Below are 25,576 nucleotides of genomic sequence, written 5' to 3'. Positions count from 1 at the left end.
GCATACGAGCATCTTTTTCTGACTTTGATAATTTAACGAGTTCAAAAGCTGTGTAGTTTTTCAAAGAATAAAATGATTTAGAAATGATGAGCACATTAGATCACAATTCAATGCGGATTGGTATAATAAGTATGAACGCCAGTTCCTAATGCAATGGGCTTATCACGACTGGAATTTGAGTTTATGCATCAGGAATGAGTATGATAGTTGTGTGGCGGCTATAGCAATGATTCACGCGATTCTTATCTTCTATGAATATATTCATGCTTCAATACTGGCGCCGATTATCGCCTCGTAACCCTCAAAGCATCGATTAGCTCACTTATGTCGCCTCAACCAACGCCATACGTGTTCGATTGGGTTCAATTCACTTGAACTGGGTAACGCGTCACTATTGGTCGATTTTTCAAATTCCCTGCTATGTAATTAGTGTGCCAACCTGCCTGGCTAAACACTACTGTATACTGTCTGCTTGATAACGCCATGAAGCTATTCGGGCTTAATATTGTTGCTTAATGAATCATTACACTGATATGGAATAAACTCCCCCTTAATATAATATTGTGGATCAGGTCATGAAATATGGATCAACGTACTCAACAGTATTTATGATTAATATGAGGTTAAACAATGTGATTTAACAATGAAACTTGTGATGCTAAGGTTTTCTGTCTTACAGTTATAAGACGCTGAGTGATGCCAATCTGCATTGATAAGTGACCACTCATAATGCGTCTGACGGTTTTGATTAAGGCGTCGCAATGTAATCATGGTTATTCCTTTTCAAATAGCGATAATGCAGCAAAAAGGCAGCGGGCATTGTCTCTTCATTCAGGCGAGCTTTATAAGGGCTTGCACAGCGTTGCAAGACTTCTAAAAAGATCACTATTTATTCAGTCATGGCCTTGGTTAAGTCTTTTAAGCACTCGCTGAGTCAAAACTTATTAACGCGGAGTGGTATGATTACTCAAAGTATTGGCAATATTGCTAGTTATATTTCAATATTACTTTTTCTGCTTCAATAAAGACGCTAGTCTGCCTGAAAAAACTGCAATTGAACTGATATTTCAAAAAAGTACTTTACCTTTGGAAGGGGTTTTAGCATAATGCCCCTCGTCAACAGGGGTGTAGTTCCAATTGGTAGAACAGCGGTCTCCAAAACCGATGGTTGCGGGTTCGAGTCCTGCCACCCCTGCCAAATTTAGAAGGCCTAGCAAAAATGCTAGGCCTTTGTCTTTTCTAAATTTAATTTCAACGTCCTATCTACTTATTACCTTGTTAACCTCTTGCTCGTTAACTTCATATACAAATAGAGTAAATCATTCGTGTCTGTTGTCATTTGCCTTCGGGAATCATTCGGCAGAATATGACTTTTTGGACTCGTGCTAGTTTTCCTTGATCATCTTTTGTCTGTGTCTTTGGCATTACCATTAACTTTGGTAAGTATTAATTTTCTATGTTGTGATTGATTTCTCTTAGCCAGTTTCATTAGTCATTTAACATGAGCAATTAGGTACGACTTACTTATGATTTATCGTCAGTATATGCAGTACCATATTGATGAAGTCATGCTCGCCGTATCGATTAAGTCAAATTGTCTGTATTAACTCAGGGCTGTAATCATTATAGTGAGGTAACTGTCGAAAAAATTATCATGGTACTGTGCTTTGATGAGACTGTTGTTTATTGAATATTTCGACGTGTGTTTCTATTGAAAGTTGGGTCTATGAAAGAAAGAACAAAAGTAAAAGCAAACATTTTTAAGGCGCTTGGCCATCCAACTCGCTTATGGATAGTTGAACAACTGGCCGATGGTGAAAAATGTGTCTGTGAATTTGTTGAAGAGGTTAACGTTGATTTCTCAACAATCTCTAAGCATTTGGCGGTATTACGTCATGCAGGTGTGGTGAATATGGATAAGCGCGGCAAACAAATTTTTTACTCATTAAAAATGCCATGCTTGCTGAGTTCGTTAGATTGCATTGATGTTGTGTTGAATAACCAAATTCAGCAACAGATCACATTAATGGATTAATTTTTATCTTACATTTGGTCAAAAGGTAAAATGACCAATTAAATGTAACATCATTAATCAGAGAACTATTATGGAAATTAAAATACTCGGCACAGGGTGTACTAAGTGTCAAAAGCTTGCAGAAGCAGCTGCCGAAGCGGCAAAAGTGCATAACCTTGATTTTCAGATCTCAAAAGTAACAGATATTGCCCAAATTATGGATTATGGCGTGATGTCGACGCCGGCTTTAGTGGTTGATGAGCAGGTTGTGATGAGTGGCCGTTTAGCTAGCGTTGAAGAGATTGTTGCATTGCTCAAACCTTATGCAAAATTCTAATTAGACGGAGGTTCTATGAATGCTAAAACCATCGTTAGGTTTTTGTTATTGAGCGTTGTTTGTCTCGGCGTTGCTTTAGTTGGCTACCAGCAATTTACTGCATCAGCGGATAACGGCAATGACTCTGTCAATGTGAAGCAACAACTCAAAGACGGTATTAATGTTTATTACTTTCATGGTAATCAGCGCTGCACTACATGCGTGAGGATGGAGGGGTTTACTAAAGACACCTTGAACCAATACTTTTCGCAACAAGTCAACGATGGTCAAGTTCAATTAAACATCGTCAACGTAGACTTAAACGAAAACCAACACTTTATTGATGATTACCAATTAATCTTTAGAACGGTTGTGATAGCTAACGCTAAAGAGGGTGTTGAAACAGATTGGCGCCGTTTAGATAGGATATGGGAACTTGCTAATGATGAAGCTGCCTATCAAGGATATTTGGCGGAAGAGATTGGCTCAATGATGAAGCATTCTCATGGATGAATGGTCAATCATGTTGATGTCGGCATTTTGGTTCGGCATCTTAACATCCATTAGTCCGTGCCCATTAGCGACAAATGTAGCGGCGATTTCTTATATCAGTAAAGGTGTTCAATCGCCATCTAAAGTGATTTTTACTGGGCTGGCTTATACTTTAGGGCGCATGCTTAGTTACTTGGCTTTGGGCGTGATATTGGTTGGCAGTTTACTGTCGGCGGTGTCGTTGTCGGTTGTATTGCAAAAATACATGAACCTGTTACTGGGGCCGATTTTAATCCTGGTGGGGATGTTTTTACTGGAGTTACTGACATTACGTTTGCCGGGCAAGGGAGATTTAATTGAAACCCTAAAAGCCAAAATTAACCCACAAGGTTACGTTGGGGCACTTTTACTCGGGGTGTTGTTTGCCTTGTCATTTTGCCCAACATCAGCGGCATTGTTTTTTGGTTCACTATTGCCTCTAGCATTGGAGTCTCAGTCTAGTATTGCGCTTCCGGCTATTTATGGCATTGCTACCGGTTTACCCGTATTGTTGTTTGCGATCCTGTTAGGGATTAGCGCAAATAAAGTGGCGAGTGCCTATAACCATTTAATGACATTTGAACATTGGGCTAGAAAGATCACCGGTGGGGTATTTATTGCGATTGGTGTTTACTACGTTTGGAGCAATATATTTGCCCCTATTTTGATGATGTAATAGGGTTTATAACCAGTGAGCTAGAAAGCACTAAAAGTGAGTTTTAGTGCTTTCTGTAACCGTTAGAACGATAACCGCAGTGCAAGTGCCGCGAGCGTGACAAATAACACGGGTAAGGTCATTACTATTCCGACTTTGAAATAGTATCCCCAAGTAATTTTAATGTCTTTTTGAGCCAAAACATGCAGCCATAACAAGGTGGCTAAGCTACCGATTGGGGTGATCTTAGGACCTAAATCGCTGCCGATGATATTAGCGTAAATCATTGCTTCTTTAATCACGCCAGTGGCATCGCTACCATCAATAGACAAGGCGCCAACCAGTACCGTTGGCATGTTATTCATGATGGATGATAAAAACGCGACTAAAAAGCCTGTGCCCATGGTTGCAACCCAAAGCCCTTGCTGAGCAAAACTATTTAATATACTCGACAAGTAATCGGTTAAACCGGCATTTCGTAGACCATAAACCACTAAATACATGCCAAGGGAAAACACCACAATTTGCCATGGGGCTCCTTTTATTACTTTGGTGGTATCAATGGTGTGGCCCTTTTTAGCCACAACAAATAAAATTAATGCCCCAACCGCTGCCACTAAACTGACAGGCACTCCAAGTGGTTCTAAGCCAAAAAAACCAACCAAGAGCAGTGCTAATACACCCCAACCGGTTTTAAAAGTTTGTGTATCTTTAATCGCCTCTTTGGGTTGGCGCAACTTTTGTACGTCATAAGTAACCGGAATATCTTTGCGGAAAAACCAATGCAACATGATTAAGGTGGCAATAATGGCTGCTATATCAACAGGAACCATAACAGCGGCATACTGATTAAACCCAATATCAAAAAAGTCAGCTGACACGATATTAACCAGATTAGAAACAATTAAAGGCAGACTTGCGGTGTCTGCAATAAAGCCAGCTGCCATGACAAAGGCTAACGTTGCCCCTTTGCTAAAGCCTAATGCTAATAACATTGCGATGACGATAGGGGTTAAGATGAGCGCGGCACCATCATTGGCAAACAATGCGGCGACACTGGCACCTAATAACACAATATAACTAAATAATAACCGTCCACGGCCGTTGCCCCAACGTGCAACATGAAGCGCTGCCCATTCGAAAAAACCTGACTCATCTAATAATAAACTGATAATAATAACTGCAATAAATGTTGCTGTTGCATTCCAAACAATATCCCATACAACGGGGATATCGCCTAAATGCACTACACCTAACAGTAAGGCAAGTATTGCCCCTAAAGAGGCACTCCAGCCAATGCCTAAACCCTTAGGCTGCCAAATTACTAACACTATGGTAAGAACAAAAATTGCTCCGGCCAACCACATATAACCTCCTAAAATGGTAGTTATTATCTACCGTAAATCATAAAATCTCTGGCTATTTTAATCATTGGTTCAAACTTGTTACACCAATGCGCTTGTTACTGTGTACTTTTACTCGCAGCGTTTAGCGAAGTCATCAAATCACTACTTTGATTTGAGAGTCTCAAACTTTCCAGATTTCAGTTGAGCACAACACATATGAAAATCCATATGTACTATACGCTTGATATCAACAGAGTCAATCATCTTGAGTATTAATAAGGTGATTCAAAAATTAGAAAATGCTTAAATAACAATTTGTTGCTTGGCATTACATTTTGGTTCTATTCGTCGCCATCGTTCACAAATATTTTACAACAAAGGTCATTAAAAGCAGTTTGTTGATCTTAATCGCAGATATATAACTAAAAATGTATATATTATTTTCCATACCCTTATAAGGGGTGTGGATAATGAGTGAGAAAAATAAAGTCAATATTAGTCGGCGTCAGCTGCTTAAATCAACAGCGGCAACTACCGCATTAACAGGTCTTGGTGGAACGTTATCGTTTACCCCCATTGTTGAGGGCATTGCTGCGGAATTACCAGCACCGTTGCTACGAACAGGTACCGGAGAGTGGGTAGCCACTACCTGCCAAGGCTGTACTTCATGGTGTGCAAAACAAATCTATGTCATGGATGGTCGAGCGGTAAAAGTGCGTGGTAACCCAAATTCTGGAGTACATGGCATGTCGAGTTGTCCTCGACAACACTTGAGTCTACAGCAGGTTTATGACCCTGATAGATTGCGTACGCCAATGATGCGAACCAATCTTAAAAAAGGTCGTGATCAAGACCCTAAGTTTGTGCCGATCTCGTGGGATAAAGCGCTCGATATGTTGGCCGATAAAATTATTGCGTTGCGTGAAGCTGATGAGTCACACAAATATGCACTCCTTCGTGGTCGTTATTCACATATCAATGATTTGCTTTATAAAAAAATGACCCATTTAATTGGTTCACCTAATAGTATCTCTCACAGTGCGGTATGCGCCGAAGCACATAAAATGGGGCCATATTATTTAGACGGAAACTGGGGGTACAACCAATACGATATTAAGAATGCTAAATTTATTTTGTCATTTGGCGCAGATCCTATAGCAAGTAATCGCCAGGTGTCTTATTACTCACAAACATGGGGCGATGCACTTGATCATACAAAAGTGGTTGTCGTTGACCCAAGATTTTCAGCTTCTGCAGCGAAAGCACATAAATGGATACCAATAGAGCCAGGCCAAGATAGTGTATTGGCTTTGGCTATTGCACACGTAGCCTTGGTAGAAGGGTTATGGCACAAGCCTTTTGTTGGTGATTTTGTAGACGGTAATAATCAGTTTAAAGCAGGCCAACATGTTAAAGATGAGAGTTTTAAAGAAACTCACACCTATGGTTTAGTTGCTTGGTGGAACGAGGCACTTAAAGATTACACGCCTGAATGGGCGTCAAAGATTACTGGTATCGACCCCAAAACCATTATTGCTATTGCTAAAGATATGGGAGCCGCCGCGCCAGCTGTACAAGTTTGGACTGCTCGTGGTGCCGTCATGCAAGTGCGCGGAACCTATACCTCTCTAGCTTGCCATGCATTAAATGGTTTGTTTGGTGCGATTGATAGTAAAGGTGGGTTATTTCCGGGCAACAAAATACCTTTGTTAAAAGAATATCCAGACGAACATGCTTACATGGATGACATCGCTAATAAAGGGGTTAAGTATTCAAAAATAGACCACAGCGGCCGACTTGAATTTCCAGCATTAAAGAAAGGAAAGTCTGGTGGTGGAGTGGTGACTGCAAACGTGGCCAATGGTATTTTTAATGCCGACCCATATGATATTAAAGTCATATTGGCGTACTTTAATAATTTCAATTTCTCCAATCCAGAAGGTCAGCGTTGGGATGAAGCGTTAAGCAAAGTTGACTTTATGGCACACATTACCACTAACATTTCTGAGTTTAGTTGGTTTGCTGACGTACTATTACCATCGAGTCACCACATGTTTGAAAAGTGGGGCGTGTTAGATTCTATCGGTAATGGTGTTCATCAGGTTTCAGTACAACAACCATCAATTAAGCGCCTATGGGATACGCGTATTGATGAGTCAGAAATCCCGTATATGCTGGCTAAAAAAATGGCAGAAAAAGGTTTTGATGCGCCATGGCGTTATATTAACGAACAAATTGTCGATCCTGAAACCGGTAAACCGGCAGACAATGAAGTCGATTTCGCTAAAGTCATGGTTCGATATATCACCTCTCCTTTATGGCATGAAGATGCATCTAAATATGGCGACAAACTGGCTTCTTGGGATGACTTTGTCGAAAAAGGCGTCTGGAATAGCAGTGATTACAAACTCGAATCTCGTTGGGGCAAATTTAAAACTGAAACTCACAAATTTGAGTTTTACAGTAAAACATTAGAAAAAGCCTTACAAGGCCACGCCGATAAACACAAAGTAAGTATTGATGAGGTCATGGAGGTCTGTGAATACCAGGCTCGTGGTCAGTTAGCCTTTGTCCCCCATTATGAGCAACCTTACCGCGTTGGTGATGAAGCGCAATTCCCATTATTACTAGTGGACCAAAAATCTCGTCTGAATAAAGAAGGCCGTTCAGCAAATAGCCCATGGGTTTACGAGTTTAAAGATGTCGACCCTGGTGATGTAGCCAATCAAGATGTCGCTAAATTTAATCCCATTGATGGTAAAGCATTGGGGCTCAAAGACGGCGATGATATTCGGATCTCAAGCCCTGTTGGCTCGCTTACCTGTAAAGCCAAATTATGGGAAGGCGTGCGTCCTGGTACGATTGCAAAATGCTTTGGACAAGGCCATTGGGCTTACGGCCGTTATGCCAGTACTGAGTTTGGTGTCACCGCCAGAGGTGGTTCAAATAATGATCTTATTGCTGATAAATATGACCGGTTAAGTGGTGCGTCGGCATTTTATGGTCATATCCGTGTTCGTGTTGAGAAAGTATGAGGTAATCCATTATGAGATTAGGAATGGTAGTTGACCTACAAAAATGTGTAGGATGCGGTGGCTGCAGTTTAGCCTGTAAATCAGAAAACAACACGAGCGATGGTATTCATTGGTCGCATCATATTGCGACGACTGAAGGGATATTTCCTGACGTAAAATATACTTATATTCCAACCTTGTGTAATCATTGCGATGATGCCGCTTGTGTTAATGTGTGTCCAACTGGCGCAATGTATAAAGATGAACGTGGCCTAACATTGCAAAATAATGATGAATGCATTGGCTGTAAAAAATGTATGCGTGCATGTCCATATGGTGTGATTAGCTTTAATTCGAGCACCCCTCATCGTCGCTGGCAAGATGACTCTGAGGTGGTTGCGCATGGTACAGCCTCACCACTATTATTGTTAAAACGCAGCGGCGCCAATGCATCGCCTAACGAAAACCCTGAGCGCGGAGATACTTATCCAGTAACAAGGCCAAAACGGACCACAGAAAAGTGTACCTTCTGTGACCATCGTCTTGACCAAGGGTTGAACCCTGCTTGCGTCGATGCTTGTCCGTCTGAAGCTCGAGTGATTGGCGATTTGGACGATCCACAAAGTAAGGTGTCGCAGTTAATTAAGTTGCATAAACCGATGCAATTAAAGCCAGAAGCTGGCACTGGCCCTCGGGTATTTTATATCCGTAGTTTTGGGGTTAAAACAGCCTATTAATTTGTATTCGTGAAATTGAAACAAAGCCACAGATACTCTCTGTGGCTTTTTGCGTTTCTGAACAACGATATCGAATATTGTTATGGCTTAAATGGATAATTTACACACAGTTCTCTAACGCAGATAGCGGCAAATAGAGAGGTTCAGGTGTCAATTTTGTGATCCCTTACCATTAAACGTTAATGTAATGGTGTTGTTGGTTTAAGCTTCCTGATAACCTTATTGTCAGTGATATTCGCAATCTGAGCAGCAAATTTAGTCAGGTGCGATAAGATCACACGTTTTATTCATTCAGTTTAAGGTTCTTAATGATTACTCCAATTCAATTTTTTAAATGTTTAGCTGATGAAACTCGCTTGCGCTGCTTAATGTTGATCCAACAAGAAGGTGAGCTGTGTGTGTGTGAATTGACAGAAGCCTTGCAAGAGATTCAACCTAAAATATCGCGACATTTAGCTCAGTTACGCAAATGTGGCATATTGGTCGATCGCCGTCAGGGACAATGGATTTTTTATCGTATTAATGCTGATTTACCACAATGGGCTAAAGCCATTTTTAACGAAGTAACAAGCCAGAATAGTGAGTTTTTAGATCAGAATACCGTTAAATTACGCCAAATGGGCGGCCGTCCTGAAAGAGTAAAAAACTGTTGTTAAACAAATTTTATAAAATTTGATCTAGAATATATGAAATTCCATATATATAGGTGATAATACTTCTACCTAGTAACTTCAATGCATAAGTGTTGTGATAACAGTATGCTTTAAGGCGGTTTCATTATGTTGCAAATTTTTTCTGATTTGGCAACGTGGTTAACTTTTACAGTCTTTAATTTAGACCCAAGTACCAAACTTGCAGATGCGGTGCATTTCTTTATTGAAGATACCACTAAGATTTTTGCGTTACTGATATTGATGATTTACGTCATCGCACTGATTAGAGCCTCACTGAATGTTGAAAGAGTGAGAGATTATTTAGCCGGTAAAAATCGCTTTGTCGGTTATTTTATGGGATCGGTTTTTGGTTCTGTCACTCCTTTCTGTTCTTGTTCGAGTATCCCTGTCTTTTTAGGCTTTACCTCCGCCGGGATCCCCGTTGGCATCACCATGGCTTTTTTGATTACTTCACCGCTGATCAACGAAGTGGCTATTTTGTTGCTAATTAGCCTATTGGGATGGAAGTTTACTGTTATTTATGTCGCTGTTGGTATGTCGGTTGGCATATTGGCTGGGGCATTTTTAGATGCCATTCACGCAGAACGTTGGCTGCAATCTTTCGCGGCTAAAGCGTTAGAGAGGGGCCAAGCAAAAACGAATGATAATCAGCCTAATGAAGCCCCATCTACCTCGCTGACATTAGCTGAGCGACATCAATTTGCTAAAGATGAGATGCTAGAAATATTCGGTAGAGTATGGAAGTGGGTCATTATTGGGGTTGGGTTAGGCGCGGCATTACATGGTTTTGTTCCCGACGGCTGGATTGAAGCTCACTTAGGTAATGGCCAATGGTGGTCTGTGCCCGTTGCTGTTTTGGTTGGTATTCCGTTGTATTCAAATGCAACGGGGGTTATCCCTATCATGGAAAGCCTTATCATCAATGGCTTGCCCATTGGTACCACATTGGCATTTTGTATGGCCACGGTTGCTGCAAGTTTCCCTGAATTCATTTTACTGAAACAAGTAATGCAATGGCGCTTGCTGATGATTGTATTTAGTATTTTGCTGATTTCATTTACCTTTATTGGGTGGATATTTAATATCATTAGCCCAATGTTATAACGGCTAATAATGTAGCGCAGGGTAATAGCGTGTGATAGCTCTCTTTTTACCTTCGCGCTTAGCTGTTATGCTTAGGAGTGAATTAATTGTTAGCAATGAGAGCCTAATGGACCAATCTGCTTTTTTAGATGCAATGAATATTACTCGTTGGCGCAGTGCTGATAAACCGATAAAACCCTACCTTGTGTTGCACGATCTTGACGCCGATCTCTCTGATGAGACATTAATTGCAGATGTGTTGCGGTTATTAAGTGTGAAAATAGAAGATTGTGAATTTGATTGCGAAATGGTGAAAGGCCCTCAAGTTGTTTGGGATATGCGTAAAGTTAAAGTCAGGCCGAGAGTGGCCTGGATAGTCAGTGCGCCGTTAAGCGACTTAACTGTAAACCCGCAAGAGAAGCGTCAACTTTGGCAACAAATTAGCCAGCATCTTGATAAGCAATACTCGACAGATGGCGGCCATAATGCACAACACTGAAGCCTATGGTGTGATTCATCTGAGTATTGATGATGTGGCCGCGATGACCACTATTGAAAACCAAGCACACACCCATCCCTGGACCGAAGCCGTTATCGCCGATTGCTTTGGGCCTTTGTATCGTACTATTGGCATTATGCAGCAGGGCGAGTTACTAGGCTTTGCGATTGTGCAGCAGATTATTGATGAAGCGACATTGCTTGATATTTGTGTGGCGCCCGCCTATCAAGGCCAAGGTTTAGGGTTATTACTTATTCGACACCTGTTGAGCGAAGCAAAACAAGCCCAGGCCGTTGTGATGATGCTAGAGGTGCGTGAGTCAAATACTTCCGCCAAAGGGTTGTACGAGAAAGTGGGGTTTAGTGAATCAGGTAGACGCAAAAATTATTATCAAACTAGCAATGGTAATGAAGATGCCATTTTGATGGATAAGCCCTTATAAGCTTTATAGGCCCCTTACTTCGATATTGCAGACATAAAAAACAGCGCTTGAGCGCTGTTTTTTATTGGTCAATTACGGAAAAGGTTATTTAACTTCTTTACCTTGAGCTTGCAAGTCTGCATGATAGCTTGAACGAACCATAGGTCCACAAGCTGCATGAGTAAAGCCAATGTCATCAGCTAGGGCTTTTAATTCATCAAACTCAGCTGGTGGCACGTAACGCTCAACTGGCAAGTGGAATTTAGACGGTTGTAAGTATTGGCCTAATGTGAGCATTTCTACGTTGTGCGCGCGTAAGTCACGTAATACTTGAGCAATCTCTTCGTTGGTTTCGCCTAGACCCATCATTAAGCCCGACTTAGTCGGTACATTCGGGTGACGCTCTTTAAAACGTTTTAGCAAGTCTAACGACCACTGATAGTTAGCACCAGGACGGGCTTTACGGTAATGCGCAGGCGCTGTCTCTAGGTTATGGTTAAATACATCAGGTGGCTCAGTCGCTAAAATATCGAGTGCAGCATCAATACGACCACGGAAATCTGGTACCAGAATTTCGATTTTGATTTCTGGGTTTAGTAAGCGTATTTCGCGAATACAATCAGCAAAATGTTGTGCACCACCATCACGTAGATCATCACGGTCTACCGAGGTGATAACCACGTATTTAAGCTTCATATCTCTAATGGTTTCAGCTAATTTTACTGGCTCTTGTGCATCAGGCTTTAATGGACGGCCGTGGGCAACGTCGCAAAATGGGCAACGACGAGTACAAATAGCACCTAAAATCATAAAGGTTGCTGTGCCGTGATTAAAACATTCTGCCAGGTTAGGGCATGATGCCTCTTCACATACAGAGTGTAAGCCGTTTTTGCGCAAGGCTGATTTAATATCCAGAATACGCTGATTTGATGCCGGTAATTTTACGCGTAGCCAATCAGGTTTACGTAGCATGGTTTCGCGCTCAGATGGCACCACTTTGACAGGAATTCGCGCGACTTTTTCAGCATCACGCAATTTAACACCTGGTTGTAATCTTTCAGGCCTATTCATTATTCTGCTAATCCTTGATGATGTACAAGTTGTTGATAGCCCATAATTTGGCTAAAGGTTTGGATTAATTTATCACCGGCTTCTAGCACGGTTTGCGGTCCACCTAAGGCTTTGCATTGCACCATTTCTAAACCAGCATAACCACATGGGTTAATGCGTTGAAACGGGGCTAAATCCATGTCGACATTCAGTGCTAAACCATGGAATGAACAACCTTTACGAATACGCAGTCCTAAAGAAGCGACTTTTCTTTCGTTTACATACACGCCAGGTGCATCGGCTTTGGCATAAGCCTCGATATCGTATTGAGCTAGCATATCGACAATACATTGCTCAATGTGGTTGACCAATTGACGTACGCCGATTTTATTACGTTTTATATCGATAAGTGGATATACCACTAATTGGCCTGGGCCGTGATAGGTGACTTGGCCGCCACGATCTACCTGAATAACGGGGATGTCGCCAGGGTTTAATACATGCTCACTTTTACCTGCTTGGCCTTGGGTAAATACTGGCGAGTGCTCAACTATCCACAGCTCATCTTGGCTGTTGCTGTCACGGGTGTCAGTATATTCCTGCATGGCATGCCAAATAGACTCGTAGTCTTGCATGCCTAGGTGGCGAATATGCAGTGTATTTGCTTGCAAGGGCAACGTCTCCCCTAGGTAAATGGTGTGATTTATTCTTGAGTATTATACTCAAGTTTTACGCGAATGCTGACTCTTTTGAGTTACAGAACGCGTTTAACACCGTCAATGGCGGCAAGATCGGTATACGCTTTTTCAATGTGTTCTTTGCTGGTCACCGTAATACGAATGGTCACCGAATAGTAACTGCCTTTGCTTGATGCTTTTACCGTAGGTACATAATCACCAGGGGCAAGTTGTTGTGCTACTGCTACAACGCGATCAGCAAGTGTGTCATCGGCATCACCAATCACTTTGAATGGGCATGAATTTGGAAATTCCATTACTTGGTCAAAAGTTGTATCTAACATTGGCTACTCAATTGGGTTGGCTATGACTTAAATATGGTGGCGATTATACCCGATTCAAGCCTCATAGGGCTGAAAAAATTAAAGCCGCACAAATGCGGCTTTAATTGATTGATTCGACGGTAATTTACAAATCAGTTTATTCGAACCAGCTAGCAAACATTTGCTTAAAGTAATCCATGAGTTTGCTAAACCAGCTGCCTTCTTCAACTTCGTTCAACGTGACGAGTGGAAATTGGGCAATGTCTTTGCCATCAAGTTGAAAATACACACGGCCAACCACTTCGCCTTTAGCCAATGGTGCGGTTAGCTCTTTGGTTAATTCGAAGTTAGCTTGTAAATCTTTTGCTTTACCACGGTTGATAGTAATAGGAGTATCAGTCATTACGCCTAAATCAACGGTTGCTCTGTCGCCATACCAAATGTTTTGCGTGACAAAAGTATCACCTGCTTTGTATGGGGTAATGGTTTCAAAAAAGCGGAAACCATAGTTAAGCAGCTTTTTACTTTCAGCTTTACGAGCAGACTCGCTACTGGTGCCCATAACAACCGTGATTAAACGCATGCCTTCACTGGTTGCAGATGACACGAGGTTATAACCTGCACCTGAAGTATGGCCGGTTTTTATGCCGTCAACGTTTAAGCTTTTGTCCCATAACAGACCATTACGGTTGTACTGTTTAATGCCGTTGTAGGTGAACGATTTTTCTGAATATACACGGTATTCTTCTGGTACATCGCGAATAAGCGCAGCACCTAATATTGCCATGTCATAAGCGGTGGTTTTATGGTTTTCTGAATCAAGACCGTGCGAGTTTTCAAAGTAGCTGTCTTGCATTCCCAACTGTTTGGCCCATGAGTTCATTAAGTCAACAAAGGCGCCTTCGGTACCGGCAATGTGTTCAGCCATGGCCACACAGGCATCGTTACCAGATTGAATAATAATTCCGCGGTTTAGCTCATGAACCTTGACCGTTTTACCTACTTCAATAAACATTTTAGATGAGTCTGGGAAGTTTTTTGACCAGGCATTTTTGGTGATGGTGACGTCATCATCGAGTGAGATATTACCTTCACGGACTTCATAACCAATCACATAGCTGGTCATCATTTTGGTTAAACTGGCAGGATTTAAGCTCTCGTATGCGTTTTCTTCTGCGATAACTCGACCTGAGTTGTAATCCATTAGCACATAAGCTTTGGCGGCAACACTGGGTGCATCAGGGGTAACCATTGGGGCACGGCTAGGTGTTGGGCGATCAGGCTGCGGTGTGGCGGCAAGTGAAGAGAATGACACTACCGATGCAAATAGCATTGAAGTGAGTTGAGCGGTCTTAGAAGTCATCATGAATTAGGCACGTCTCTAGTTAGTCGAAGAAAAGACAAAAAATGTAATTTTAATAATTGTTAATGATTATACATGAGTAGACAATCATTTCGCATTAAGGTTCTTTCATTGAGCGTAAATGTACTTTGCTTAAGGCACGATAAAGCTTTGTGGGTAGCCTTCAGCATGCAATCTATCTAAGAGTTTATTGGTTAAGTGTATTTGCTTAACAGGACCAAGTTGTAACCTGTGGATCCCATTAGAGGAACTCACTCGTGAAGATACTGAATATTTATTTTCAAGCTGTCTTGCCAGCATGTTGACCCGCAATTTATCTTTGGACGCGACAACCTGAATATAATGATTGTCGTTGTCTTTTAAGTCGCTAATGACTCTTTGCTCTGCTGATGGCACATAAATGGTTTCAAGCTGAACTCTTGCTGTGCCTTTTGCTAGCATGCCAAGGTGGTAAGCGCCTGCGTAAGACAAGTCGATAACGCGACCATGATGAAACGGTCCTCTGTCGTTAACGCGAACAATAATTTGTTTGTTATTGTCCAGGTTAGTGACTTTCACATAACTCGGTAAGGGTAAGTTTTTATGTGCTGCTGACATGGCATACATGTCATAGGTTTCACCATTTGAGGTTAAATGGCCATGAAACTTTGAGCCATACCAAGAGGCGTTACCGAGTTCTTTAAAGCCTTTACCTGTGTCGAGTACTTTATAGTTTTTGCCTAAAACCGTGTAATCGCGATTACCTTGGCGACTGTAGGGTTCGTATTTGGGCTGAGCATTTTTAACTTGGCTAACATCAGGCGCGTCATCTGGATAACGATCATTGTCCATTTGGTAACGACTTTTGCTTGCAGAGTTTTTACCTGCTTTACTACCGTCATTGGATGAGCAGCTAATCATCAACATGCTACATAGCAGGGTGAGCAGAAGGGCACGAATCGACATTGGCATACTGAATTACCTAGCGCTGATAATGAGCATTAAGTTGCTCACTAAATTGGTAAACAGCCATGGCGTAAAGTGGACTTCTGTTATATCGGGTAATGACATAAAAGTTTTTCAAGCCTAACCAATATTCAGTAGTGTCTGGTTGGTCTAATTTGACTAACAGCGCTTTTTGCGACGCGTCGATGTCTTGGTTTTTGGCTAGGCTAAGGCTTGGGCTAAGAATGTCAGACACTTTGTAGTGGAGCTTTTCTTTAGTCCAGACTTTTGCCTTAGGGGCTTGATTTGAGGTGTGGTTAAGTAATAACGCCACCGGTTGACCTTTTTGCCAGCCATGTTGATGAAAGTAATTGGCAACACTGCCAATGGCATCTGCTTTACTGGTTAACAAGTCTCTTCTGCCGTCACCATCAAAATCCACAGCATAGTGGCGGTAGCTTGACGGAATAAATTGACCATATCCCATCGCACCAGCATATGAACCTTTTAAGGTGCTGTTATCGAGCTTTTCTTCTTTTATCAGCGACATTAGGTTGGCGTATTCGCTACGAAAGAACGTTGCGCGTGGCGGATAATAAAAGCCTAAGGTGTATAGTGCATCTTGTACACGATGGTTGCCCATGTAGCCGCCATAAAAGGTTTCAATTCCAATAATGGCCACAATAATTTGTGGGTCTACGTTAAATTTCTCGGCGGCTTTGCTGATAACCGCCTGGTTTTCTTTCCAGAAGGCTAAGCCTTTTTCTAAGCGTTTGTCGGTTAGAAAAATGGGGTAATACTGGTGCCAAGGCTTGGCTTCCCACGGTTTAGTAATGGCGTCAATAATGCTTTGATCAAAGGTCGAACCCGCTAAAAAGGCTTCAACTTCTGCTTGGTTGGCCCCTTTGCTCACTTGCTCAGTTATAAAGGCACTTTGTAATGCTTTTGGGTCATTGTCTGCTGCTTGTGCATTAGTAAAGAGGCTGCAAAGCAATGTCAGGCTGGCGATTTGTAATGTTGTTTTTGCCATGATTAACCGTATCCCTATCTATCGACAAATCGTCTATGTGTTTGAATGCTCATTAAAATACCAAATCCTGTCATTAGGGTTAGCATGGATGTACCTCCATAACTAATGAGCGGAAGTGGTACGCCTACTACCGGTAATATCCCTGATACCATACCAATATTAACGAAAACGTATACAAAGAATGTCAGAGTGATGCTGCCTGCTAACAATCTTGCAAAGCTGGTTTGCGCTTGTGAAGCAATAATTAGGCCTCGGCCGATGACAAATAAATACATCGCCAGTAGCAATAAACTCCCAATTAAACCAAACTCTTCACCTATTACCGCAAAGATAAAGTCGGTGTGACGCTCTGGCAAGAACTCTAATTGCGATTGAGTGCCATTAAGCCAACCTTTACCCCACATCCCTCCAGAACCAATACCAATTTTAGATTGAATGATATGATAGCCTGCGCCAAGCGGGTCTTGCTCAGGATTAAATAAGGTTAATACCCGAGTACGTTGGTAGTCGTGCATTAAGAAAAACCACAAAACCGGTAAAAACATCAGTACAGCGGCAACGGCGCCGCCGACAATTAACCAACTCATTCCCGATAGAAACAACACAAAGACCCCTGAGGCCGCCACTAAAATAGAGGTACCTAAGTCAGGCTGTTTAGCAATCAGTAGTGTTGGGATCAGTAGAATCACTACGCCGCCAGCAAGGTGGCGTTTTTTAGGCGGTAACGGAAATTTACTGATATACCAGGCCATGGTGATCGGGAAAGCAAGCTTAATGAGCTCTGAGGGCTGAAACTCCATAAAGCCTAAATTTAACCAGCGCTGGGCACCTTTATTGATGGTGCCAAATAACTCAACACCAATGAGTAATGCCACACCGGCTAAATAAATGGGCAGTGCCCAGCGGCGGAGTATTTCTGGGTTAATTTGCGCAAAACAAAACATCACCCCAAGCGACAATGACATGCGCACTAATTGGCGCTCCATCATGGCAGGGTCTTCACCACTGGCAGAGTAAATCACAAAAAGGCCAAATAACATCAATAGCAAAATACCACTTAATAACGGGGTATCTATGTGTATCTTTTGCCAAAATGACTGTTGGTGTGGATGATTATTCACGGTTTTACCGCCCATTCGTCACGTAAAATATACTCGTCGAGTAATGCTCTTGCCAATGGCCCTGCGTTTGCACCACCCCAACCGGCATTTTCTAATACCACAGCTAATACAATGCGTGGGTTTTCATAAGGTGCATAAGCAATAATTAATGCGTTATCGCGTAAGTGCTCCGCGATAGTATCGGCATTGTACTTTTGGTCTTTGGCGACACTAAATACCTGTGCTGTACCGGTTTTCATGGCTGCGGTATAAGTTGCATCGGTAAAGCGTGATTTGTCTGCGGTTTGGCGCATCGCTTCATTGATGATGTCCCAATTACGTGAGTTTTTAAGCTCTATTGGTGGTTGCTCATCAATTGGCGTGTCGATTTTTACTGTATTATTTTTAAATGATTTTAATAAATGCGGGGTAAAACGTTTGCCTTTGTTGGCCATAATGGCTGCTGCGTTAGCAAGTTGCAGCGGTGTGGTGGTCCAGTAACCTTGGCCGATCCCAACTGAAATGGTGTCACCATTGTACCAAGGCTGGTTATAACGCATGCGCTTCCAGTCTCGTGATGGCATCACGCCATCTGACTCTTCAAAAATATCGATGCCTGTGCTTTTACCAAAACCAAACGGTTCCATAAACGTAGCCATTTTATCGATGCCAACTTTATAGACCAAATCGTAAAAGTAGATGTCGCATGAGTCGACAATGGCGTGATAAACATCTACCCAACCATGGCCCCACTTTTTCCAGTCACGCCATTTACGCTCAACGCCAGGCATTTGCCAGTATCCTGGATCCCATACTCGAGTATGTTCATTAATAATTTTCTCTTCTAACCCAAGTAAAGCAACGTGCGGTTTAATGGTTGATGCGGGTGAATACTGGCCTTGGGTAGAGCGGTTTATCAATGGACGAGACTTGTCATTTAATAAGTCAGCATAGGCTTTTCCACTAATACCATGCACAAACGGATTTGGGTCGTATGTTGGGCTAGATACCATTGCCAGTACACCGCCGTCTCTTGGGTCAAGTGCAACAACAGAACCACGGCGTCCAGCTAATAATTCCATGGCTTTTTGTTGTAGCTTTAAATCCAGGGTGAGGTATATATCTTGCCCAGGTAACGGTGGTGTCACTTTGAGGGTACGAATGACTCGGCCGCGGTTATTGACCTCTTCTTCAAGGTGGCCAGGAATGCCATGCAGTAAGCCTTCGTAGTATTTTTCGATGCCTTGTTTACCAATATCTTTAGTGGCCGCGTAGTTTTTCCATTGCTGGCTTTTTTCAAGTTGTGCTTTGTCGCGGGTGTTAATTTTACCTACATAGCCCAGAACATGTGTCATCAGTCCATTGAAGGGGTAATGGCGTTTCAAGCCGGCTTCAACATAAAGCCCTGGGAACTTATATTGGTTAACACTGAATGTGGCCACTTGGTCTTCGGTTAACTTATTTTTAATGGTCAGAGGTTTAAAGCGGCGATGAAACTTAAGGGTTTCGGTGATGTTTTCGCGCTCATCGGGGGTTAATTCAATGAGTTTATTGAGTTCATCTAATGTGGCGTTAATGTCTGAAACTTTTTCAGGAATGAGCTCAAGTGAATAATACGGTTGGTTTTCGGCTAGTAATACACCGTGTCGGTCGTATATAAGGCCACGGCTTGGGGCGGTTGGTACCACACGAATACGGTTGTCGTTAGAGCGTGTTTCGTAGTCTTTATATAATACGACTTGTAAATTGTAGAGGTTATAAAACAACACGCTAAGGAGTGCAAAAACGCAGAAAAAGGTAAATAAAGCACGACGTTTAAACAACGCTGCTTCTGCGGCGTGATCATGCATGGTAATGCGCTTTTTTGGCGGCACTTATGCTATCCCCGTCGTTATAAAGTGGAAGGTTGACTGAAAAAGATCACTGTATCAGCTGATGAATATGAAAAAAAGAGTTGCATGATAATCATTATCGATTGGCCTAATTATCTATGCTCAACGCTTATTCTCGGTGATAAGGATGGTTGTTGTTAATGCTCCATGCACGGTAGAGGCTTTCTGCCACAATAACCCGCACCAAAGGATGGGGTAGGGTTAGTGCAGATAAGCACCAGCTTTGGTTGGCCGCCTCTTTACAAGCAGGTGAGAGTCCTTCTGGGCCACCAATAAGCAAGCTGACATCTCTGCCGTCGAGCTGCCATTTTGTCATTTGCTCGGCAAGGTCTGGCGTTGTCCAGTTTTTACCGGGTAAATCTAAGCTGACAATATGGTTACCTTTGGCTACCGCCGCTAACATGAGCTCGCCTTCCTTGTGAAGAATTCGGGCTATATCTGCATTTTTCCCGCGTTTTCCCGCAGGTATTTCGATAAGTTCCAAAGCCATATCTCTTGGGAAACGGCGTTGATACTCTTCGAAACCTCGGGTAACCCAGTCAGGCATTTTTGTGCCAACGGCAATAAGCTGTAACTTCATTATGCGCTGTGTTCAGACCATAATTTTTCAAGCTCGTAGTAATCACGAGTTTGTTCTTGCATAACATGCAAAATAACGGGGCCTAAGTCGACCAGTACCCATTCGCTGCTGTCACGACCTTCAACCCCTAGAGGTTGTACGCCAGCATCTTTAGCAGAAACAATGACGTGTTCGCCGATTGAACGAACGTGAGTTTTTGATGTACCAGTACAGATGATCATGGTGTCTGTGATGGTTGACTGTTTAGACACGTCTAAAACAGTAATGTTTTTAGCTTTTAAATCATCGATTTTATCGATAACGAAATCTTTTAGTTCGGTGCCTTGCACTCGAAGTACCTCATTAGTAAAAATTAACGGAGTATTATACTCAAATTCGCTGTGAATGCGCAATTAAGCTTATTTAATCAGGTTGGCGTTATCGATAGAGCTGATGTTGGTCGATGTATTGGCGCGTTGAGGACAATAATACTTTACTGGTATCAGCATTTTGCGCCAATTGTTGACGTATTTCGGTTGATGAAATATTTACGAGCTGACTGTTAACGCTGAATATCTTTCCATGAGTAGCGTGATTTTTTAACGTCAACTCGCTGGCCTGTGCATGGCGAAATAGCAATTGTTTGGCCATTTCACTTTGGGCATCCATTGTCCATCCGGGGCGTTGACATAGGGCGATATGACACAGAGAAAACAATGATTGCCATCGATGCCACAATGGTAATTGAATAAATGAGTCCATGCCCATGATAAAAAAGAACTCATGTTCAGGGTATTGCTGTGTGAGTAAGGTCAGAGTGGTAACACTGTAGGAGGGTGTATCACGGTCGATTTCGATGTCGCACAATTCAAACAGAGGGTATTGCTGACAGACTAATTTGACCATTTCTAAACGATGATAGCTGCTGACCATAGTGCTATTTTTGTGTGGTGGAATGTGGTTAGGCATTAACCATACCTGGTCTAAATTAAGCTGCTGTTTGACGTCTAATGCTGGATTGATATGGCCAAGGTGAATGGGGTCAAATGTACCGCCCAATATACCAATTCGCATGTGTTGTCCTTTATTGTTAATCCGTGAGTTCGATATGCGCCAGACGGTTGTGTGCTCGCGGGTCGAATAAAATGCAAAGATGGCTAATGCCGACCCAGTCTTCAATGCCTTTTTGCTTAAGATTGAGTTCAAGCTTAGAGGCAAAAGCGAGCATGTGTTCGATGTGGTCGAGATCTAAACGTGTCAGTGCCGCTTGAAATAACGGTTTACGTTTATCCCAAATTCGGTATTTCCCCCATAACTGATTGAGCTGCTCACCATTGTGTTGAGCAAGCTTTAACGTAAGCAGCAAGTTAATTTCTTTAAACAATGCCCACATTAAAATCGGCATTGCAGTGCCTTCAGCTTGCAGTTGCGCCAACATGTGTTGCGCCTGCTTTTGGTGATTGGCCAATATGGCATCGCACAGCTGAAATACACTAAAGCGCGATTGGTCTTCAAAGTATTGGTTAAGTTGCTCTGGGGTAATATTTTGCTTAGGGCTGAGTAGTTGCAGCATTTGCATTGCTTGTTCTGCGGCTAATAAGTTGCCTTCAAACAAGGTAAATAACATGGCTTTCGCATCATGATGTACCGTGAGGCTGTAATGAGCAATGCGGCTGTCGAGCCAGCGTTCAAATTGTTTGCCTTCAGGGGTAGTGCAAGGCAGGTAGATGCCTTTTGCGTCAAGCGACTTAAACCATTTGCTGTTGGTTTGTTCTGCGCCTGCCTTAGGACCTTGAACAATTAACAGCATGTCGGGGTTTGGGTGTTGTAGCAAGGTTTTAAATGCTGCCGCCCCCTCAGTGCCGGGCTTACCTTGGGGTAAGGTTAATTCCACAATCCGTCGACTGGCAAATAAGCTCATGGCTTGCCACTCTTGAATTAACTCGTTCCAGTTGAAGCCAGTTTCTTGGCTGAGTTGCACCCGTTCTTCAAACCCCTGCTTTTTAGCGGCAGCAAGAATGTGTTGTTTGCTGTTTTCGATTAGCCAGGGATCATCACCAAATAATAAAAAACAATCAGGTAAGTTTTTAAGGTGTTGTTTTAGCTGATCGGGGTAGACCCGCATTATTCTGCTCCAATTGATGCCAGGGTTTGAATAATGTAGTCGGCTGCTTGTACTCGCATTTCTTTTAGCAACAATTCCATTTCACGACTTTTTGCTAATGCGGTCCGTGGATCGTCTTGATAATCTCGGCGAATTTCGGTGTCAAACTCTTGTGGCTCTTCTCCCGGAAGCGTGACCGAGTAATGGACTACATAAATGAGTTCGTATTCTGCAACGTTACCGGTTGGGTATAGTGACAAGGTGGCACGTTCTAATGTGTCGTTGATTAAGCGCAATGTGGGTGTTTTATCAGCGGCATTAACAAGGGTAATTCGGTTAATGCGTAAGCGGTCACGTACAAGGCGGGTTAATTCGCTGTATTCGTCGCTACTGCTTAAGTGCAGTTCGGCTAACTCAGCAGGAATTGAGTAACTGCGCTGCAGTTTAAAACCGCAACCGGCAGTAGTCAGTAGCACCAGGGTCATTATGGCTAAACAGATTTTTTTGGCTAGCATAGTGAGGGGAGGCATCCTTGTATATTGCATGGTTAATATTACAACCTGTGAGAGTTGCTCACTCCCACAGGGTGTTGTCGTTGTGGTTAACGATTAATTAGCCACAATGCTTAACAGTTTGCCTGGCACGTAAATCACTTTACGTATGCTTAAGCCTTCAGTGTGTTTTTGTACATGCTCATCGCTCATGCCGAGTGCTTCCACATCTTCTTTAGATGCATCGGCAGCTACGGTGATTTTTGCACGCACTTTACCGTTCACTTGAACCACAATAAGTTTACTGTCTTCAACTAATGCAGACTCGTCAACTTCTGGCCAGCGGCTGTCTTCGATGTTGTTTTGGTTACCCAGCTCTTTCCACACGGTAAAGGCAATGTGCGGCACGATTGGGTAAAGAAGACGTGTCACTGCAGAAAGCGCTTCAGCAAGTAAGGCACGGTCTTGTGCGCTTTCTTGTGGTGCTTTTAATAAGTGATTCATCAATTCCATTACTGACGCAACGGCGGTGTTAAACATTTGACGACGCGCGATGTCATCACTGACTTTTGCAATCGTTTTATGTAGTTCACGGCGCAACGCTTTTTGGTTCGCGTTTAATTTGCTGGCATCAAGTGCTTCTGTTGGGCCTGCTGCAACATGGTCGCTGGCCAGTTTCCAGAAACGCTTAATAAAGCGGTGCGCTCCTTCAACGCCAGACTCTTGCCACTCAAGAGTCAGCTCTGGAGGTGATGCGAACATCATAAATAAACGGACGGTGTCAGCACCGTATTTTTCGACCATGACTTGTGGGTCGATACCGTTATTTTTTGATTTAGACATCTTGCTCATACCGGTGTAAACCAGTTCATTGCCTTTGCTGTCTACGGCTTTAAGAATACGGCCTTTATCGTCTTTTTCTTCTACGGTCACTTCTAAAGGTGACACCCATACGCGGGCACCTTTTTCATTGGTGTAGTAGTAAGCGTCAGCCAATACCATGCCTTGAGTTAATAGCTGTTTAGCTGGCTCATTACTGTTAACTAAACCGGCATCACGTAATAACTTGTGGAAAAAACGGAAGTAAAGCAAATGCATACAGGCGTGTTCAATACCACCAATGTATTGATCGACAGGTAACCAGTAGTTGGCTTTAGCAGGATCTAACATCTCATCTGCATGTGGACTACAGTAACGTGCGTAGTACCAAGATGACTCCATAAAGGTGTCAAAAGTATCGGTTTCACGCAGTGCTGGTTGGCCGTCGACAGTGGTTTCTGCCCACGCTTTATCGGCTTTAATTGGGCTTTGAATCCCGTCCATCACCACATCTTCTGGCAGAATCACTGGCAGTTGATCTTCTGGTGTAGGGATAACAGTGCCGTCAGCTAAAGTGACCATTGGGATAGGTGCACCCCAGTAACGCTGGCGAGAAACACCCCAATCACGTAGACGGTAATTCACCTGACGCTTACCTTTACCTTCAGTGGTTAAGCGCGCGTCGATGGCATCAAATGCTGCTTGAAACGCTAGGCCGTCTAATTCAGGGAAAGCATCACCAGAATTAAACACCACACCTTTGTCGGTGAACGCTTCTTTGCTTACGTCTAACTCGCCTTCAAGTGGCTTAATGACCGCTTCAATGGCTAAATTGTACTTAGTGGCAAACTCATAATCGCGTTGATCATGTGCAGGCACAGACATCACCGCACCCGTGCCGTAATTCATCAATACAAAGTTAGCGACCCAAATTGGCACAAGTTTGCCTGAAATTGGGTGAACTGCGTTGAAACCGGTTGCAACGCCTTTTTTCTCCATAGAGGCCATGGCGGCTTCGGTGGTGTCAGCGTTTTTACATTCTTCTAAAAACTCAGCTAATTGCGGGTTGTTTTCAGCGGCTTGTATTGCAAGTGGGTGACCAGCTGCAATGGCAACATAGGTCACGCCCATTAATGTATCAGGACGAGTGGTATAGATATCAAAGCTGTCGTCACTGTCAGCGACTGCAAAGGTCATTTCGATACCTTCACTACGACCAATCCAGTTACGTTGCATGGCTTTAACCTGTTCAGGCCAGCCATCTAATGTATCGATGTCGTTAAGCAGCTCTTCAGCGTAGTCAGTAATTTTAATAAACCACTGTGGAATTTCTTTTTGCACGACTTCAGTGTCACAGCGCCAGCAACAACCGTCTTGTACTTGCTCGTTAGCCAGTACGGTTTCGTCGTTTGGACACCAGTTTACTGATGAGGTTTTTTTATACACTAGGCCTTTTTCATACAACTTAGTGAAAAACCACTGTTCCCAGCGATAATACTCAGGTGTACAAGTGGCAATTTCACGGCTCCAGTCATAACCAAAGCCTAATAATTTAAGCTGGTTTTTCATGTAGTCGATGTTTTCGTATGTCCACGGCGCAGGAGACGTCTTGTTATTGATCGCGGCATTTTCTGCAGGCAGACCAAATGAGTCCCAACCAATCGGTTGCAAAACATTTTTACCTTGCAAACGTTGATATCGTGCCACAACATCACCTATGGTGTAGTTACGGACGTGGCCCATGTGAAGACGACCTGAAGGGTACGGGAACATAGAAAGACAATAGAATTTCTCTTTGCTTTCATCTTCAGTGACTTCAAAGGTTTTATGTTCTTGCCAGTGCGTTTGCACTAAGGCTTCAATTTCTGAGGGATTATATTGCTCTTGCATCAATCTATTTCCGGCCATGCCGCCTATTGTTTGATCTAACGCTCAACAGCGCGATTTATAACTG

25 protein-coding genes and 1 tRNA gene are annotated in these 25,576 nt (G+C 42.8%); 11 read left to right on the top strand and 15 right to left on the bottom strand.

Annotation, left to right across the window (positions count from 1 at the left end; genetic code table 11):
* Positions 1 to 1,121: 1,121 nt before the first annotated feature.
* From IEY48_RS09790 to IEY48_RS09770, 5 genes are all read left to right on the top strand, one after another.
* Positions 1,122 to 1,198, top strand: a tRNA-Trp gene (locus tag IEY48_RS09790).
* Between the two features lie 528 nt (positions 1,199 to 1,726).
* Positions 1,727 to 2,035, top strand: a complete 309-nt coding sequence (locus IEY48_RS09785) for an ArsR/SmtB family transcription factor (protein WP_160054028.1) — start codon at positions 1,727 to 1,729, stop codon at positions 2,033 to 2,035.
* 70 nt (positions 2,036 to 2,105) lie between these two features.
* On the top strand, positions 2,106 to 2,351 hold the full coding sequence (locus IEY48_RS09780) for a thioredoxin family protein (protein WP_160054029.1): 246 nt from the start codon (positions 2,106 to 2,108) through the stop codon (positions 2,349 to 2,351).
* Between the two features lie 15 nt (positions 2,352 to 2,366).
* Positions 2,367 to 2,843 (top strand): nitrophenyl compound nitroreductase subunit ArsF family protein, encoded by a 477-nt coding sequence (locus IEY48_RS09775; protein WP_188919724.1) that lies wholly within the window; start codon positions 2,367 to 2,369, stop codon positions 2,841 to 2,843.
* Positions 2,836 to 3,537 (top strand): aromatic aminobenezylarsenical efflux permease ArsG family transporter, encoded by a 702-nt coding sequence (locus IEY48_RS09770; protein WP_188919723.1) that lies wholly within the window; start codon positions 2,836 to 2,838, stop codon positions 3,535 to 3,537. The genes IEY48_RS09775 and IEY48_RS09770 overlap by 8 nt, the downstream gene beginning before the upstream one ends.
* A gap of 62 nt (positions 3,538 to 3,599) precedes the next feature.
* Here the strand turns inward: IEY48_RS09770 and IEY48_RS09765 are convergent, their stop codons facing one another.
* On the bottom strand, positions 3,600 to 4,883 hold the full coding sequence (locus IEY48_RS09765; RefSeq protein WP_188919721.1) for an arsenic transporter: 1,284 nt from the start codon (positions 4,881 to 4,883) through the stop codon (positions 3,600 to 3,602).
* Between the two features lie 449 nt (positions 4,884 to 5,332).
* On the opposite strand from IEY48_RS09765, the gene arrA reads away from it, so the two are divergent.
* From arrA to rimI, 6 genes are all read left to right on the top strand, one after another.
* Entirely contained in the window at positions 5,333 to 7,897 is a 2,565-nt protein-coding gene (arrA, locus tag IEY48_RS09760; RefSeq protein ID WP_188919719.1) for an arsenate respiratory reductase molybdopterin-containing subunit ArrA, read from the top strand.
* A gap of 11 nt (positions 7,898 to 7,908) precedes the next feature.
* Positions 7,909 to 8,613: an arsenate respiratory reductase iron-sulfur subunit ArrB gene (arrB, locus tag IEY48_RS09755; RefSeq protein WP_188919717.1), complete on the top strand. Its 705-nt coding sequence runs from the start codon at positions 7,909 to 7,911 to the stop codon at positions 8,611 to 8,613.
* A 308-nt stretch (positions 8,614 to 8,921) separates the two neighbouring features.
* Positions 8,922 to 9,269, top strand: coding sequence for a metalloregulator ArsR/SmtB family transcription factor (locus IEY48_RS09750; RefSeq protein WP_188919715.1), 348 nt, complete (start codon positions 8,922 to 8,924; stop codon positions 9,267 to 9,269).
* 123 nt (positions 9,270 to 9,392) lie between these two features.
* Positions 9,393 to 10,391 carry a permease gene (locus IEY48_RS09745; protein WP_188919713.1) on the top strand — a complete coding sequence of 333 codons (999 nt, stop codon included), beginning with the start codon at positions 9,393 to 9,395 and terminating at the stop codon, positions 10,389 to 10,391.
* Between the two features lie 106 nt (positions 10,392 to 10,497).
* The gene (locus tag IEY48_RS09740; RefSeq protein WP_188919711.1) at positions 10,498 to 10,869 is read left to right on the top strand and encodes a DNA polymerase III subunit psi; all 372 of its coding nucleotides are present in this window, start codon (positions 10,498 to 10,500) and stop codon (positions 10,867 to 10,869) included.
* Entirely contained in the window at positions 10,856 to 11,311 is a 456-nt protein-coding gene (rimI, locus tag IEY48_RS09735) for a ribosomal protein S18-alanine N-acetyltransferase (protein WP_188919709.1), read from the top strand. Before IEY48_RS09740 ends, rimI begins: the two co-directional genes overlap by 14 nt.
* An 84-nt stretch (positions 11,312 to 11,395) precedes the next feature.
* On the opposite strand, the gene lipA is transcribed toward rimI, so the two are convergent.
* From lipA to leuS, 14 genes are all read right to left on the bottom strand, one after another.
* Complete coding sequence (gene lipA, locus IEY48_RS09730; protein WP_188919707.1) at positions 11,396 to 12,361, bottom strand: lipoyl synthase; 966 nt, start codon at positions 12,359 to 12,361, stop codon at positions 11,396 to 11,398.
* On the bottom strand, positions 12,361 to 13,011 hold the full coding sequence (gene lipB / locus IEY48_RS09725; protein ID WP_188919705.1) for a lipoyl(octanoyl) transferase LipB: 651 nt from the start codon (positions 13,009 to 13,011) through the stop codon (positions 12,361 to 12,363). Before lipB ends, lipA begins: the two co-directional genes overlap by 1 nt.
* An 83-nt stretch (positions 13,012 to 13,094) precedes the next feature.
* On the bottom strand, positions 13,095 to 13,361 hold the full coding sequence (ybeD, locus tag IEY48_RS09720; RefSeq protein ID WP_188919703.1) for a DUF493 family protein YbeD: 267 nt from the start codon (positions 13,359 to 13,361) through the stop codon (positions 13,095 to 13,097).
* Positions 13,362 to 13,497: 136 nt separating this feature from the next.
* Positions 13,498 to 14,703, bottom strand: coding sequence for a serine hydrolase (locus IEY48_RS09715; RefSeq protein WP_373293722.1), 1,206 nt, complete (start codon positions 14,701 to 14,703; stop codon positions 13,498 to 13,500).
* A gap of 132 nt (positions 14,704 to 14,835) precedes the next feature.
* Complete coding sequence (locus tag IEY48_RS09710) at positions 14,836 to 15,648, bottom strand: septal ring lytic transglycosylase RlpA family protein (RefSeq protein ID WP_373293721.1); 813 nt, start codon at positions 15,646 to 15,648, stop codon at positions 14,836 to 14,838.
* 16 nt (positions 15,649 to 15,664) lie between these two features.
* Positions 15,665 to 16,657: a lytic murein transglycosylase B gene (gene mltB / locus IEY48_RS09705; protein WP_188919698.1), complete on the bottom strand. Its 993-nt coding sequence runs from the start codon at positions 16,655 to 16,657 to the stop codon at positions 15,665 to 15,667.
* Positions 16,658 to 16,671: 14 nt separating this feature from the next.
* Positions 16,672 to 17,793, bottom strand: coding sequence for a rod shape-determining protein RodA (rodA, locus tag IEY48_RS09700; protein ID WP_283106238.1), 1,122 nt, complete (start codon positions 17,791 to 17,793; stop codon positions 16,672 to 16,674).
* On the bottom strand, positions 17,775 to 19,631 hold the full coding sequence (gene mrdA / locus IEY48_RS09695) for a penicillin-binding protein 2 (RefSeq protein ID WP_188919693.1): 1,857 nt from the start codon (positions 19,629 to 19,631) through the stop codon (positions 17,775 to 17,777). Before mrdA ends, rodA begins: the two co-directional genes overlap by 19 nt.
* 127 nt (positions 19,632 to 19,758) lie before the next feature.
* Positions 19,759 to 20,229 carry a 23S rRNA (pseudouridine(1915)-N(3))-methyltransferase RlmH gene (rlmH, locus tag IEY48_RS09690; protein WP_160054046.1) on the bottom strand — a complete coding sequence of 157 codons (471 nt, stop codon included), beginning with the start codon at positions 20,227 to 20,229 and terminating at the stop codon, positions 19,759 to 19,761.
* Positions 20,229 to 20,558 carry a ribosome silencing factor gene (gene rsfS / locus IEY48_RS09685; RefSeq protein WP_188919691.1) on the bottom strand — a complete coding sequence of 110 codons (330 nt, stop codon included), beginning with the start codon at positions 20,556 to 20,558 and terminating at the stop codon, positions 20,229 to 20,231. Before rsfS ends, rlmH begins: the two co-directional genes overlap by 1 nt.
* Positions 20,559 to 20,646: 88 nt before the next feature.
* On the bottom strand, positions 20,647 to 21,282 hold the full coding sequence (gene nadD / locus IEY48_RS09680; protein WP_188919689.1) for a nicotinate-nucleotide adenylyltransferase: 636 nt from the start codon (positions 21,280 to 21,282) through the stop codon (positions 20,647 to 20,649).
* Positions 21,283 to 21,298: 16 nt separating this feature from the next.
* Positions 21,299 to 22,333 carry a DNA polymerase III subunit delta gene (gene holA / locus IEY48_RS09675; protein WP_188919687.1) on the bottom strand — a complete coding sequence of 345 codons (1,035 nt, stop codon included), beginning with the start codon at positions 22,331 to 22,333 and terminating at the stop codon, positions 21,299 to 21,301.
* A complete protein-coding gene (locus IEY48_RS09670; RefSeq protein WP_188919685.1) occupies positions 22,333 to 22,827 on the bottom strand; it encodes an LPS-assembly lipoprotein LptE in 495 nt (164 codons plus the stop codon). The genes holA and IEY48_RS09670 overlap by 1 nt, the downstream gene beginning before the upstream one ends.
* Before the next feature lie 93 nt (positions 22,828 to 22,920).
* Positions 22,921 to 25,512: a leucine--tRNA ligase gene (leuS, locus tag IEY48_RS09665; protein WP_188919727.1), complete on the bottom strand. Its 2,592-nt coding sequence runs from the start codon at positions 25,510 to 25,512 to the stop codon at positions 22,921 to 22,923.
* Positions 25,513 to 25,576: the final 64 nt, after the last annotated feature.

Source organism: Shewanella saliphila (assembly GCF_014648295.1).
In the GTDB taxonomy this organism is placed as follows: domain Bacteria; phylum Pseudomonadota; class Gammaproteobacteria; order Enterobacterales; family Shewanellaceae; genus Shewanella; species Shewanella saliphila.
Note: the sequence above shows the minus strand (reverse complement) of the source record. Positions and strands in the feature narration are given on the sequence as shown.